The organism is Streptomyces sp. NPDC050145, assembly GCF_044460245.1.
Classification (GTDB): Bacteria; Actinomycetota; Actinomycetes; order Streptomycetales; family Streptomycetaceae; genus Streptomyces.
The window spans coordinates 67,585-81,172 of sequence record NZ_JBITJS010000005.1; the positions used below are offsets into that span (position 1 = coordinate 67,585).

Annotated in this window: 10 protein-coding genes; 4 read left to right on the top strand and 6 right to left on the bottom strand. The window is 74.0% G+C overall.

All coding sequences use genetic code 11. The features are described 5' to 3' along the window. Positions 1-27: 27 nt before the first annotated feature. Positions 28-591 carry a GNAT family N-acetyltransferase gene (locus tag ACIBTU_RS11805; protein WP_399125871.1) on the top strand — a complete coding sequence of 188 codons (564 nt, stop codon included), beginning with the start codon at positions 28-30 and terminating at the stop codon, positions 589-591. A gap of 13 nt (positions 592-604) precedes the next feature. Here ACIBTU_RS11805 and ACIBTU_RS11810 read toward each other — a convergent pair whose 3' ends face one another. The 4 genes from ACIBTU_RS11810 to ACIBTU_RS11825 form a co-directional block, all read right to left on the bottom strand. Beyond that, positions 605-1,795 (bottom strand): lipid-transfer protein, encoded by a 1,191-nt coding sequence (locus ACIBTU_RS11810; RefSeq protein WP_399125872.1) that lies wholly within the window; start codon positions 1,793-1,795, stop codon positions 605-607. Between the two features lie 772 nt (positions 1,796-2,567). Next, positions 2,568-3,749: an acyl-CoA dehydrogenase family protein gene (locus ACIBTU_RS11815; RefSeq protein WP_399125873.1), complete on the bottom strand. Its 1,182-nt coding sequence runs from the start codon at positions 3,747-3,749 to the stop codon at positions 2,568-2,570. Positions 3,750-3,775: 26 nt separating this feature from the next. Continuing rightward, entirely contained in the window at positions 3,776-4,957 is a 1,182-nt protein-coding gene (locus ACIBTU_RS11820; RefSeq protein WP_399125874.1) for a CaiB/BaiF CoA transferase family protein, read from the bottom strand. Between the two features lie 63 nt (positions 4,958-5,020). After that, positions 5,021-5,926 (bottom strand): LysR family transcriptional regulator, encoded by a 906-nt coding sequence (locus ACIBTU_RS11825; protein ID WP_399125875.1) that lies wholly within the window; start codon positions 5,924-5,926, stop codon positions 5,021-5,023. 158 nt (positions 5,927-6,084) lie between these two features. Here ACIBTU_RS11825 and ACIBTU_RS11830 point away from each other — a divergent pair, with 158 nt between their 5' ends. Next, complete coding sequence (locus tag ACIBTU_RS11830) at positions 6,085-7,302, top strand: alpha/beta hydrolase family protein (RefSeq protein ID WP_399125876.1); 1,218 nt, start codon at positions 6,085-6,087, stop codon at positions 7,300-7,302. Between the two features lie 13 nt (positions 7,303-7,315). Here the strand turns inward: ACIBTU_RS11830 and ACIBTU_RS11835 are convergent, their stop codons facing one another. Next, positions 7,316-8,008, bottom strand: coding sequence for a TetR/AcrR family transcriptional regulator (locus ACIBTU_RS11835; protein ID WP_399125877.1), 693 nt, complete (start codon positions 8,006-8,008; stop codon positions 7,316-7,318). 97 nt (positions 8,009-8,105) lie between these two features. On the opposite strand from ACIBTU_RS11835, the gene ACIBTU_RS11840 reads away from it, so the two are divergent. Then, complete coding sequence (locus ACIBTU_RS11840; RefSeq protein ID WP_399125878.1) at positions 8,106-8,696, top strand: hypothetical protein; 591 nt, start codon at positions 8,106-8,108, stop codon at positions 8,694-8,696. A gap of 4 nt (positions 8,697-8,700) precedes the next feature. Here ACIBTU_RS11840 and ACIBTU_RS11845 read toward each other — a convergent pair whose 3' ends face one another. Next, positions 8,701-10,881: an acyl-CoA dehydrogenase gene (locus tag ACIBTU_RS11845; protein WP_399125880.1), complete on the bottom strand. Its 2,181-nt coding sequence runs from the start codon at positions 10,879-10,881 to the stop codon at positions 8,701-8,703. Positions 10,882-11,261: 380 nt separating this feature from the next. Between ACIBTU_RS11845 and ACIBTU_RS11850 the strand changes: the two genes are divergently transcribed. Continuing rightward, the gene (locus ACIBTU_RS11850; protein WP_399125881.1) at positions 11,262-13,010 is read left to right on the top strand and encodes an MFS transporter; all 1,749 of its coding nucleotides are present in this window, start codon (positions 11,262-11,264) and stop codon (positions 13,008-13,010) included. The last annotated feature ends 578 nt before the right edge of the window (positions 13,011-13,588 follow it).

A 13,588-nucleotide genomic window follows, 5' to 3' on the forward strand; every position in this document is an offset into this window, starting at 1 on the left:
CGCGCCGCCTCGACCAGAATGCACCGGATGACGACGCCGGCGGAGACCGCCTTCACCCACAAACCCGTACTGACCGGCGAGAAGGTGCTGCTGCGCCCGTTCACCGAGGAGGACGCGGTCGTGATGGCCGGGGTCGTCACCGACCCGGAGGTCGAACGGTTCACGAGCGGCGGCACGTTCACCCTGGAGCGGCTGCGCGCCTGGTACGGCTCGCGCGCCGCGCAGACCGACCGGCTCGACCTGGCCGTGACGGACCGGGCGACGGGCGAGCTGGTCGGCGAGGTCGTCCTCAACGAGTGGGAGCCGGAGCACGGCTGCGCCACGTTCCGTACGGCGATCGGGGCGCGCGGGCGGGGCCGCGGGCTCGGCTCGGAGGCCCTGCGGCTCGTCGTCCGGTACGCGTTCGAGTCGGCCGGGCTGCACCGGATCCAGCTGGAGGCGTACGCGGACAACGAGCGGGCCCTGCATGTGTACGCGAAGGCCGGTTTCGTCGTCGAGGGCGTACGGCGCCAGGCCGAACGGTGGGACGGGCGATGGCGGGACGCGGTGCTGATGGCGGCCCTCGCCGACGAGTGGCCCGGGGCGGCCTGAGGCCTGCCGCGGGTCAGGGGCGGCGCAGGAGGGTGACGACCGCGGCGCCGCCGAGGCCGATGTTGTGGGCGAGTCCGACGCGGGCGCCCTCGACCTGGCGGGCGCCGGCGGTGCCGCGCAGCTGCCAGGTGAGTTCGGCGGCCTGGGCGATGCCGGTGGCGCCGAGCGGGTGGCCCTTGGAGATCAGTCCGCCCGACGGGTTGACCACCCAGCGGCCGCCGTACGTCGTGGCGCCGGACTCGACGAGCTTGCCGGACTCGCCGGGGTCGCACAGGCCTAGGGCCTCGTAGGTGAGGAGTTCGTTGATGGAGAAGCAGTCGTGGAGCTCGATGACGTCGAGGTCCTCGGGGCCGAGGCCGGACGCGGCGTAGACCTGGCGGGCGGCCTCGCGGGACATCGGCTGCCCGACGACGTCGATGCAGGAGCCGGACGCGAAGGACTCCTCGGTGTCGGTGGTCATGGCCTGGGCGACGATCTCGACGGCCTTGTCCCCCAGCCCCCGCTCCTCCACGAAGCGTTCGGAGACGACGACGGCCGCTGCGGCGCCGTCGGAGGTCGGGGAGCACTGGAGCTTGGTGAGCGGCTGGTGGATCGTCTTCGCGGCGAGGACCTCGTCGACGGTGTACGCGTCCTGGAACTGGGCGTAGGGGTTGTTCACCGAGTGGCGGTGGTTCTTGGCGCCGACGGCGGCGAGCTGGGCGGCGGTCGTGCCGTACTTCTCCATGTGCTCGCGGGCCGCGTCGCCGAAGATCTGGGCGGTGGGCGGGCTCATCTCGAAGCCGTGGCGGGCGGCCATGATGCCGTAGTGACGGGCGACGGGTGAGGTCTTGAAGTCCCCGCCGTCGGCTCCTCCCCCCAGCGCCCCGCGCTGCATCTTCTCGAAGCCGAGGGCGAGGACGCAGTCGTTGACGCCGCTCTCGACGAACTGGCGGGCGAGCATCAGGGCGCTCGAGCCCGTCGCGCAGTTGTTGTTGACGTTGTAGACCGGGATGCCGGTCAACCCGAGTTCGTAGACGGCCCGTTGGCCGGCCGTCGACGCCTGGAAGCAGTATCCGACGGGCACCTGCTGCACGTCCTCGTACGCGACCCCGGCATCGGCGAGCGCGGCCTCCCCCGCCTCCTTCGCCATGTCCCAGTACTGCCAGTCGCGACTCTCCGGCTTCTCGAACTTGGTCATGCCGACGCCGACTATGTACGACTTCATGGCTACGGTCCCCTCCCGACTCCCAGCACCTGACGGACCGTCAGATACTGACACCCCGGGGCCCGCATGTGAAGGGGCCCGCACCGCGAGAGGGGCCGTCCCCTCCATCCCCGGCGCCGATGTGCGACTCCACCACGGGGTCGCGACCGTCACTGGCCCAGCCCCGCTCCCACCCACCCGCCCCCTCCGGGGGCGTCGGCCCGGCACCGGGGTGCGGGGCTGGGCGAATCAGCGGCTCCGCCGCGTGAGCGCGATCAAGGCGAGAGCAGGCGTGCCCTGTAAGGGGCGCGGGGCTGTTTCGATGTGCGGCTCCGCCGCGTGAGCGCGATCAAGGCGCCGGCAGGAGCAGGTGCGCCCCGTAAGGGGCGCGGGGAACTGCGCGAGCAACCACGACGGCGCGATGGTCGACGATGATGTTCGGCCCCTACGGCGGGGCGCCGTAGCCGGTGCCGGAGTGCGGACCTGAGAACTGGAACGCGGGCCGGGACTGGGGTGTTGCCCGAGGCCGGGCGCCGGGCCGACGCCCCCGGAGGGGGCGGGTGGGTGGGAGAAGGGGGCGGGCTACGAGAGACGCTCCCCGCGCCGGAGGCGTGAGGCGCCGGGGTGGGAGCCCCCCGGAGCGGGGAGTGCCCTGGGGCGGGAAGTGCCCTGGGGCGGGGAGTGCCCTGGGGCGGGAGTCCCCCGGGGCGGGGCGCGAAGAACTGCGCGGTCAGGCCCTGCCAGGCCGCGGCCGCGATGGCGGCGCGGGCCCGACGGCAGGGGCGAACCCCGGTCAGCGGAACGCGGCGTGACCCGTCAGGGCCTGGCCCAGGGACAGGGTGTGCATCTCCGTGGTGCCTTCGTAGGTGAGGACCGATTCGAGGTTGTTGGCGTGGCGGATCACGGGGTACTCGAGGGAGATCCCGTTGGCGCCGAGGATCGTACGGGCGGTGCGGCAGATCTCGATGGCCTCGCGGACGTTGTTCAGCTTGCCGAAGCTGATCTGGGCCGGGTGGACACCCGCGTCCGAGTCCTTCAGCGCCGAGAGGTGCAGCGCGGTCAGCGTCGCCTTGTGAAGTTCGAGCGCCATGTCGACGAGCTTCTGCTGCGTGAGCTGGAACGCGGCGATCGGCTTGCCGAACTGCTCCCGCTGAAGGGCGTAGTCGCGCGCCGACTGCCAGGCCGAACGGGCCGCACCCGTGACGCCCCACACGATGCCGTATCGGGCCTCGTTCAGGCAGGTCAGCGGCGCACCGACACCCCGCGCCTCGGGCAGCCGGGCCGAGGCGGGCAGCCGTACCCCGTCGAGCACCAGCTCACTGGTCACCGAGGCCCGCAGCGACATCTTGTGCTTGATGAGCGGCGCGGAGAAGCCGGGCGAGTCCGTCGGCACGACGAAGCCGCGGACCCCGTCCTCGGTCTGCGCCCAGACGACGGCGACGGCGGCCACCGACCCGTTCGTGATCCACATCTTGCGGCCGTCGAGGATCCAGTCGTCCCCGTCGCGCCGGGCCCGCGTCGTCATGGACGCGGGGTCCGAGCCGTGGTCGGGCTCGGTCAGACCGAAGCACCCGATGGCCTCGCCGGAGGCCATCCGCGGCAGCCACTCCTGCTTCTGCTCCTCCGAGCCGAAGCGGTGGATGGCGAACATGGCGAGGGAGCCCTGCACGGACACGAAGGAGCGCAGGCCGGAGTCGGTGGCCTCCAGCTCCCGGCAGGCGATGCCGTACGCGCGGGCCGACATGCCCGCGCAGCCGTAGCCCTCCAGGTGCATGCCGAGCAGGCCCATCTTGCCGAACTCGCGGGCGAGTTCGGGCAGCGTGGGCATCTCGCCGCTCTCGAACCACTCGGCGATGTGCGGCTCGACCTTGTCGTCGAGGTACTGCCGCACGGTGTCGCGCACGGCGCGCTCCTCGTCGGTGAGGAGGGCTTCGAGGTTCAGCGGGTCGACGGGGTCGAGTGCGGGGAACGCCATGAGGGTCTCAGACTCCTTGCTGATCACTACTGGTTACGGTCGTCGTCGTCGTGCTGGCCGAGCAGGGGCGGTGCGGTGCGTACGGCGGGGCGTACGCCGTCGAAACTCACAGGGAAAGCGACCTGGCGCAAGCGCCCGGCGGTGGGATGGTCCACCTCCTGGACCATGCCGAGCGCCTCGGTCTGCGGGCAGGCGTAGACCTCGTCGAGGTGGCGGATGGCGGCGGCGGGCACGCCCGCCGCCTTGAGCCGCTCGCACCAGCCGGCGACGGTGTCGCCCTTCAGGACACGGCCCAACTGCTCGTTCAGGTCGGCCCTGTTGACGACGCGGGCGGCGTTCGTCGCGTAGCGCGGGTCGTCGGCGAGAGAGTCGAGGCCGAGCGCCTCGCCGAGGCGGCGGAACAGCGCGTCGTTGCCGACGGCGATCACGAAGTGCCCGTCGGACGCCTCGTAGGCCTGGTACGGGACGAGGCTCGGGTGCCCGGAGCCGAGCCGGGTCGGCCGCTCCCCCGTGGCGAAGTGGGCGGTGGCCCAGTTGGCGTGCAGGGCGAGCTGGGTCTCGTACAGGGACGTCGTGACGTACTGGCCGCGTCCGGTGCGGGCGCGTTCGACGAGGGCGGAGGTGATGCCGATGAGGCCGAAGAGGGCGGCGCCGAGGTCGCCCATCGCGAAGCCCGCCTTGACGGGCGGGCCGTCCGTCTCGCCGGTCAGGGACATGAGGCCGGCGGCGGCCTGGGCGACCATGTCGTAGCCGGGCTCGTCGCGCAGCGGGCCGCTCTCGCCGAAGGCGGAGATGTGCAGGACGACCAGGCGCGGGTAGCGGGCGGTGAGTTCGCGGTAGTCGAAGAGGCGGGCGAGGCTGCTGCCGGGGCGGAAGTTCTCCACGAGGACGTCGGCGTCGGCGAGCATCCGGTGCACGGCCGCCTGCCCGTCGGCCGACTTGAGGTCGAGGGTGACGGAGCGCTTGTTGCGGTTCGCGGCGAGGTAGTACGTGGCGTCCTCGCCCTGGAACGGCGGGCCCCAGCGGCGGGTCGGGTCGCCGCCCTCGGGGTGCTCGACCTTGGTCACGTCGGCGCCGAGGTCGGCGAGGGACATGGTGGCGTACGGCCCCGCGAGGATCTTGGACAGGTCGACGACCTTGATCCCGGCGAGCGGCACGGCGGGCTGCCGTACCTGCGTCTGGGGCTGCTGCGGCTGCGGATCGGGCATGGCGTTCACTCTGCCCCGGGGATTAAGTGCTGTCCAAGACCGATTCCGGACCGCAGTGTGCCGCTACGCCACATAATCCGCCGGAGTCGGGAGCACGCGCTCGGCGATCTCCAGGACGGCGGCGAGGGCGGCGCTGTCGTTGCCGGTGCGCCAGGCGAGCGCGATCGGCAGGACGGGCACGCCCGCGCCGACCAGTGGCCGGAACACCACGTGCTCCAGGTGGATCGAGCGCGCGGAGCCGACGACGACGGCGACCCCGACCCCGGCGCCGACCAGGGCGAGCAGGTTGTACGAGTCCGGGGCCTCCTGCGCGATGCGCGGGGCGAACCCGGCGTCGTGGCAGCCCTGCACCATGGCCTCCCGGACGGCGGAGCCGCGGGCGACGGGGAAGGTGACGACGCGCTCGTCGGCGAGGTCGGCAAAGGTCACCCCGTCCCGGGCAGCGAGCGGATGGTCCTCGGGGAGAGCGCAGACGAGGGGCTCGGCGCGGACGACGCGGGCGGTGATGCCGCGGCGTACGGGCAGGGCGGCGACGCCGAGGTCGATGGTGCCGTCGGTGAGCCGGGCGAGTGCCTCGCCGGTGAAGATCTGGCCCTCCAGGACCAGCTCCACGCCGGGGAGTTCGGCGTTCACGGCGCGGGTCAGGGCGGGCAGCGCGGCGTAGGCGCTGGCGCCGCCGAAGCCGACGGTGACCCGGCCGGTCTCGCCGAGCTGGGCGGCGCGCACGGTGCGACGCAGGGCGGCGGCGTCGGCGAGCAGCCGCCGGGCCGGCTCGACGAGTGCCTGTCCGGCGGAGGTGAGCCGCACGGTCCGGGTGGTGCGCTCGAAGAGCCGCACCCCGAGGTCCCGCTCCAGCAGCCGGATCTGCTGGCTCAGCGGCGACTGGGCGATGTGCAGCCGCTCGGCGGCCCGCCCGAAGTGCAGTTCCTCGGCGACGGCGACGAATCCGGTGAGGTGTCTGAGCTCCACGGGTGCGACGATACGGCCCGGCCGGTGCCGCCGCCCGTGGCGGCGCCGCCCGTGGGCCCGGGGTGCCGTCCGGGCGGCGGTGGTCGGCCCGTGGTACTACGCGGATGTCCCCCCGTGCGCCGACGACCCGGCCCGCTCCAGGCCCTAACTTCCTCTGCATGACGATCAGTTCACGCCGGTCCGCCGTGACCGTGGCCCTCGCCCTCGCCCTGTCCGTGCCGCTCCTCCCGGCCGCCGCGTCCGCGTCCGCGTCACCGTCGCCGTCTCCGTCGCCGTCCGCGGGGATCTACGCGTCCGCCCCGGCGCCGGACGCCGTCGTACCGGAACTGCCGGTTCCCGGCGGTGCGCACCCCGTGGGGCGCCGCACGCTGCATCTCGTCGACCGCAGCCGTCAGGACCTCTGGATGCCGACAGCGCAGGGGCGGGAGCTGATGGTGTCCCTGTCCTATCCGGCCCGGTCCGCCCGGGGCGCGGCCGCGCCGTACATGACCGTCGACGAGGCGCGGCTCCTGCTGAAGGCGCGCGGGCTCGGCGGTCTGGTGCGGGCCGAGACGGTCGCCGGGACGCGCACGCACGCGTACCTGTCGGCGGCTCCCGCGCCGGGGCGCTTCCCCCTGGTCCTGCTCTCGCCGGGCTTCTCGATGCCGCGCACCACGCTGACCTCGCTCGCCGACGAGCTCGCCAGTCGCGGCTACGTCGTCGCGACGGTGGACCACGCGTACGAGTCGGTCGGCACCGAGTATCCGGGGCACCGCATCCTGCCCTGCGCGGCGTGCGAGCCGGTCGACAACGACCCGGTGGCACGGGTGGCCGCCGTACGGAACCGGGCCGCCGACCTGTCCTTCGTGCTCGACGAGCTGGCGGATCCGCACCGGGCGGGCGCCGTGTCCCGCATGATCGACTTCCGGCGGGTCGGGGCCGCCGGGCACTCGATCGGGGGCGCGTCCGCGGCGGCGACGATGGCCGCCGACGACCGCGTACGGGCGGGGGTGAACCTCGACGGCGACTTCTACCTGCCCGAGCCTGGTGCCGGGCTCGGCCGGCGCCCGTTCCTGATGATGGGCACCGCGGGCACCCACGCCCCGGGCTCACCGGGCACGGACTGGCCCGCCGCCTGGTCCCGCCTCGACGGCTGGAAGCGGTGGCTGACGGTCACCGGCTCCGGGCACTACACGTTCACCGACCTGCCCTACGTGGCGGAGCGGCTCGGCCTGCCGGACCCGTCGGTGCCGCTGTCGGGCACGCGGAGCTGGCAGATCACCAGCGCGTACGTGGCCGCCTTCTTCGACCGCCATCTGCGGGGCCGGTCCGCCCCGCTGCTCGACGGCCCCTCGGCCGCGAACCCGGAGGTCGTCTTCCAGCGCCCGGCGGCCTGACGGCCCGGCCCGCTCAGGCCCCGGCCGGCCCCAGCAGGCCGTCGACGAAGGTCCGCAGCCCCTCGGGGTAGGTGTCGCGGGCGGTGAGTGCGGCCCAGCGGGGGGCGACGTCGGCGAGGTGCGGGACCCGGCCGGCGTCGAAGGTCGCGCGGAAGGCGGCCGGGGTGCGGTCGGCGCGGCGGTGCGGGGAGTGGGCGCGGACGAGGATCTCGCCGACCGTGTAGTACCAGAGGTGCCGGAAGACCTCGACGGATCGGTCCGGGGTGCAGCCGTGGTCCTGGGCGGCGGCGAGGACGGCCTCGACCATCCACAGCGCCGACTCGTCGAGCAGGCCGACGAAGCCGTCGGCGGTGAGGATCTCCGCGGCCCAGGGCCAGGCCGCGAGCGCGTCGTGCATCGCGAGGGCGGCGGCGACGACGCGGTCACGCGGGTCGTCGGGCAGGGCCGGGCGCTCGACCTGCTCGACGTAGTGGTTGAGGAGGAGGACGAGGAGGTCGTCCTTGCCCTCGATGTGGTGGTAGAGGGTCGTCGCGCCGATGCCGAGCTCCGCGGCGAGCCGGCGCATGGAGAGCTTCTCCCAGCCGTCCTCGTCGATGAGCCGGCGGGCCGCCGCGACGATCTGCTCGCGCGAGGTGACGCGGGGGCGGCCCGTTCGGGTCCCTCGCGGGGCGCTTGCGGGTGTCTCGGACACGGGCGTTGCGGACATGGGCCCATCATGCCGCTCCCAGTCGCCGGTCGACCGCCGGAGCGGGCGTCACTTTCCGCCCCGGGCCGCTGTCAGTGGCCCGTGCTGGAATCTGCTCATGAGCGCACCTGACGTGGCCTGCCGACTGCCCGACATCCCGACCCTCCGCGCCCGCTGCCGCGCCGTCGCGGCGGCGGAGGCCATGGTCAACCCGTCGGGCAGGTACACCTACTACGCGTACGAGACCGGCTGGGGCGGCGCCGGGGAGGACGTGCTCCTCGTGGTCAACGGGTCGGGCGACGACGCCGCGGTGGTCTTCTCGCCCGCCGGGGTCTACATACGGGTCTTCGACCACGAGTCGTGGATGAGCCCGTACACGACCGACGACGAGGAGCCGTGGCCCGGCGTGCTCGACTCCGTCCCGGACGTCTTCCGGCGGTACGTGGACGAGCCGGCGTTCAACGACGAGCACATCCCGCTCGTGACCGCCTGCATCTGGCGCGAGACCGGCGACTCCCGCTGGCACACGGGCGACATCACCTTCCCGGAGGGCGAGCCGGACGGCGACGGCGCGGCCTGGCTGCTCCGCCTGCTCGTCGACGGCACCCCGGAGGCGTTCCGCGACTGGGCGCAGGAGTACTACGAGCGGCCGGTGGACCTGGCGGCGGTGCGGGAGGTGTTCGCCACCCACACCGCCACCCACACCTAGGACCTCAGTCGCGGGGCAGGCCCAGGATCCGTTCCGCCACCACGTTGAGCTGCACCTGTGTCGTGCCGCCCGCGATCGTGAGGCAGCGGGACATCAGGAAGCCGTGCAGGGCCCGCTGCCCGGGTCCCTCGCGCAACGCGCCCGCGGGGCCGAGGAGTTCGAGGGCCAGTTCGGCGACCTGCTGCTGGTGCGGGGTCTGGACGAGTTTGCGGACGGAGGCGCCGGGCCCGGGCCCCTCCCCCGCGACCTGCTGGAGCGTCGTGCGCAGCCCGATGCAGGCGAGCGCGTGGGCCTGGGCGGCGAGCGAGCCGATCCGGGCCCGGTAGGAGCCGTCGAGATCGCCGGCCCGCGCGAGCAGGGCCTCCAGACCGGTGTCGAAGGTCAACTGGTCGGCCATGTGGACGCGTTCGTTGCCCAGGGTGTGCCGGGCGACCCGCCAGCCGTCGTCGACCTCGCCGACCACCGCGTCGGCGGGCAGGACGGCGTCGTCGAAGTACACCTCGTTGAAGAGGGCGTCGCCGGTGATCTCGCGCAGCGGGCGGACGTCGATGCCTTCCGTGTTCTTCATGTCGACGAGGAAGTACGTGAGCCCCTTGTGCTTGGGGGCGTCGGGGTCGGTGCGGGCCAGCAGGATGCCGTGGTCGGCCCACTGGGCGGCGCTCGTCCACACCTTCTGCCCGTTGATCCGCCAGCGCCCGTCGGGCAGCCGCTCGGCGCGGGTGCGCAGGGACGCGAGGTCGGATCCGGCGCCGGGTTCGGAGAAGAGCTGGCACCACAGGAGTTCCCCGCGCAGGGTCGCGGCGAGATAGCGGTCGCGCTGCTCCTGGGTGCCGTGGGAGAGGAGCGAGGGGACGACCCAGGTGGCGATGCCGAGGTCGCTGAGTTTGATCCCGGCGGCCGCCAGTTCCTGCTGCACGGCGAGCTGCTGGAGGGGTCCGGCGCCGAGTCCGTACGGGGGCGGGAGGTGCGGGGCGGCGTATCCGGTGGGGGCGAGCGCGCGGCGGGCGGCGCGCGGGTCGAGTCCGTGGGCCGGGGCGAGCGCTGCGCGGGCGCTGTCGCGGTGGGTCTGGGCCTCGGGGGGCAGCTCGAGGCGGAGTTCGCGGCGGGCGCCGGTCTCGGCGAGGCGGACGGCGCGCAGCCGGTGGGCGTCGCCGGCGCCGAGGAGCTGCCGGGCGACGACGGCGCGGCGCAGGTAGAGGTGGGCGTCGTGTTCCCAGGTGAAGCCGGTGCCGCCGAGGATCTGGATGCAGTCCTTGGCGCAGGTGTAGGCGGCGTCGAGGGCGGTCCCGGCGGCGAGCGCGGCGACGAGCGCCCCGGCCTCCGGGGCGGTGTGCTCCTCGCCCAGGGCGCGGGCCGCGTCCCACACCAGCGCGCAGGCCTGTTCGACGCGGACGAGCATGTCGGCGCAGAGGTGCTTGACGCCCTGGAACTGGCCGATGGGCCGCCCGAACTGCTCGCGCACCTTGGCATGCTCGGCGGCGGTGGCCAGCGCCCAGGCGGCGCCGCCGCACGCGTCGGCGGCGAGCAGTACGGCGGCGAGGTCGCGGACGAGCCCGGCGTCGACGGCGAGGACGCGGTCGGCGGGGACGGCGGCGCCGCTCGCGGTGATCCCGGCGGTGGGCCGGGTCGGGTCGGCGCTGTCGTGGGCGCGCACGGTGAGGCCGGGGGTGGCGGCGTCGACGGCGAGCCACACGGTGCCGTCGGCGGTCTCGGCGGCGAGGACGAGGAGGTCGGCGTCGGCGCCGGTGAGGACGGGCGGCGCGGCGCCGTCCAGGACGAGTCCGTCGGGTCCGGTGACGGCGGTGAGCCCGCCAGAGCCGAAGGCGACGGCGCCGATCCGCTCCCCGCCGGCCAGCGCGCCCGCGAGCTCGCGCTCCCCGGCCCGGCGCAGCACCTCGGCCGCGAGGGCGCTGCCGAGGAAGGGGCCCGGCAGCGCGGCGCGGCCGGCCTCCTCGACGGCCACGGCGAGGTCGAGCAGGGTGCCGCCTCCGCCTCCACTGTCCTCGGGCAGGTGCAGGCCGAGCAGGCCCTGGGCGGCGAGGCCGTCCCAGTGCGGGGGCCGGACGCCCGGGGCGGCCGGGGCGTCGAGCAGTTTGCGCACCTCGTCGGGCGGTACGGCGCGCGCGATCCAGCCGCGCACGGAGTCCGCGAGTTCCCGCTGTTCCTGCGTGATGGCGATGCCCATGCGGCGCACGGTAGAACACGTTCCAGTAGAGCGGAAGACCCAATCTGACGCTGTGTCAGAAATCCCGGCGGCCGGGACCGGGGGCGGGCGCACGCCGGGTCCGTAATGAAAAGGTCAAGCTTCCGGCTCGTACGAAGATCGTCGGAATAGTCGCCCGAGGAAACGGGTTCGGGATACACGCAAGCGTCACGCACAGCGGTGTGCGTGACGCTCCCGCGTGACACCCGGTCCGCCGCCCCGCTCTTCCGACATCGGCAGCACCGCCGTCCCGAAGCACCCGCCGTCCCGCAGCATCCGCCGTCCCGCCGCTCCGAGATCAGGAGCACCGAAGCACCGCCGTCCCGCAGCTCGACCGAGAACGCCTCCGGAGGCCCTCCTTCATGTCCCTACCGACGACCATGTCCCCACCGACGACCTCGCCGCGCCGTGCCGGCGGCATCGTCCCCGTCCTCGCCTTCACCGGCATCGTCGTCGCCGTCATGCAGACCCTGCTCGTCCCGGTCATCAAGGACCTGCCGACGCTGCTGGACACCGCGCCCTCCGACGCCACCTGGGTCCTGACCGCCACCCTGCTCGCCGGCGCCGTCTCCACCCCGATCATGGGGCGCCTCGGTGACCTCGCGGGCAAGCGGCGGATGCTGCTCGCCAGTCTCGCCGTCATGGTCGTCGGCTCGCTCGTCTGCGGTTTCACCGACAACCTGCTCGTGATGATCGCGGGGCGCGCCCTCCAGGGCTTCGCCATGGGCGCCATCCCGCTCGGCATCGGCCTGATGCGCGACATGCTGCCGCCGGAGAAGCTCGGTTCGGCGATGGCCCTGATGTCGTCCTCGATCGGCGTCGGCGGCGGTCTCGCGCTGCCGCTGGCCGCGCTCGTCGCCCAGCACGCCGACTGGCACGCCCTCTTCTTCGGCGCGGCCGGTCTCGGCGTCGTCGCGATCGCGCTGACCCTGGCCTTCGTGCCGGAGAGCCCGCTGCGCGCCCCCGGCCGTTTCGACCTCGCGGGCGCCATCGGTCTCTCCGCCGGTCTGGTCCTGCTGCTCCTGCCGATCACCAAGGGCAGCGACTGGGGCTGGGGCTCGGGGACGACCCTCGCCCTGTTCGCCGCGGCCCTCGTCGTGCTCGTCGGCTGGGGCGTCATGGAGCTGCGCCGCAAGGCCCCGCTGGTCGACCTGCGCACCAGCGCCCGCCGCGAGGTGCTGCTCACCAACCTGGCCTCGATCATGGTCGGCGTCGCGTTCTACGCGATCTCCCTGGTCCTGCCCCAGCTGCTGCAGCTGCCCACCGCCACCGGGTACGGCCTCGGCCAGTCCATGGTCGTCGCGGGGCTGTGCGTGGCGCCGCTGGGCCTGACCATGATGCTGACCGCGCCGGTGTACGCCCGTCTCTCGGCCCGCTTCGGCCCGAAGATCACGCTGATCCTCGGCATGCTGATCATCGCCGTCGGCTACGGAGCCGGGCTCGGCCTGATGAGCGCGGCCTGGCAGACCATCATCATCTCGGTCGTGATCGGCGCGGGCATCGGCCTCGCCTACTCCTCGCTCCCGGCGCTCATCATCGGCGCGGTCGACCCGTCCGAGACGGGTGCGGCCAACGGCCTGAACACCCTGATGCGCTCCATCGGCACCTCGGTGTCCTCGGCCGTCATCGGCATGGTCCTCGCGAACACCGCGGACCACGTCGGCGGCGCCGCGATCCCGACGATGCACGGCTTCCGCATCGCGTTCCTGATCGCCACCGGTGCGGTGGTGGGCGGAGTGGTGCTCGCCGTGTTCCTGCCGGGGCGGCGCGCCGCGGCAGTGCAGCTGCGGGCCAGTAGCGAGGAGGACGCGGGTCTGGCCCGCGCCGAGGAGGCCCTCGCGGCGTTCCGCGGCCGGGTCCTCGATCCGGCCGGGGTCCCGCTGCCCCGCGCCAAGGTCACCCTGATCGACCGGCGCGGCCGGCAGGCGGGGGCGGCCCTCACGGACGCGGACGGCAGCTACTCCCTGTCGGTCCCGGACGGCGGCGCCTACGTCCTGGCCGCGACCGCCCCCGGCCACGCCCCGCACGCCTCCTCCGCCACCCACCCCGGCGCCCCGCACCCGATCCCCCTGGACCTCTCCCTGACCCCCCTCACGGAACAGGTCCGCTGACGAGCCCGGCGGCGGGGCAGCCCAGCGCCAGGCCTCGGGCAGCACCTGGCAGCACCCAGTGCGCCCCGCAAGGGGCGCGGGGCTGTATCGACATGCGGCTCCGCCGCGTGGGCGCGACCAGCCACGACGGCGCTGTAACCGGCGACGGCGTTCGGCCCTACGGTGGAGGCCGTATCCGGAGCCGGATGAATAGCGCCCCCGGCGCCTCCCCCTTGGCCCGCCCCCATATCCCACCACCCGCGCCCTCCGGGGGCGTCGGGCCCGGCGCCCGGCCTCGGGCAGCGCTCCCAGCCCTGGGCACGGGTTCCGGACTCCCCCGCCTTGAGGCCGCACCCCAACTCCGGGTACGCCCTCCGGTCGACCTAGCCTTGGGCAGTCTGCCGCCTGGGGCGGCACGGGTGGGCAAAGCGGCACCCCGGCGCCGGATGCGCCAATCGGTCGGCCTCGGCTCCAGCGCCGCCGCCGCAGGGCCTGAGGATCGTCGCCGGCTACAGCGCCATCGTGGCTGGTCGCGCAGTTCCCCGCGCCCCTGACGGGGCACATCTGCCCTCGCCTGAATCTCGCCCCGCGGCGGAGCC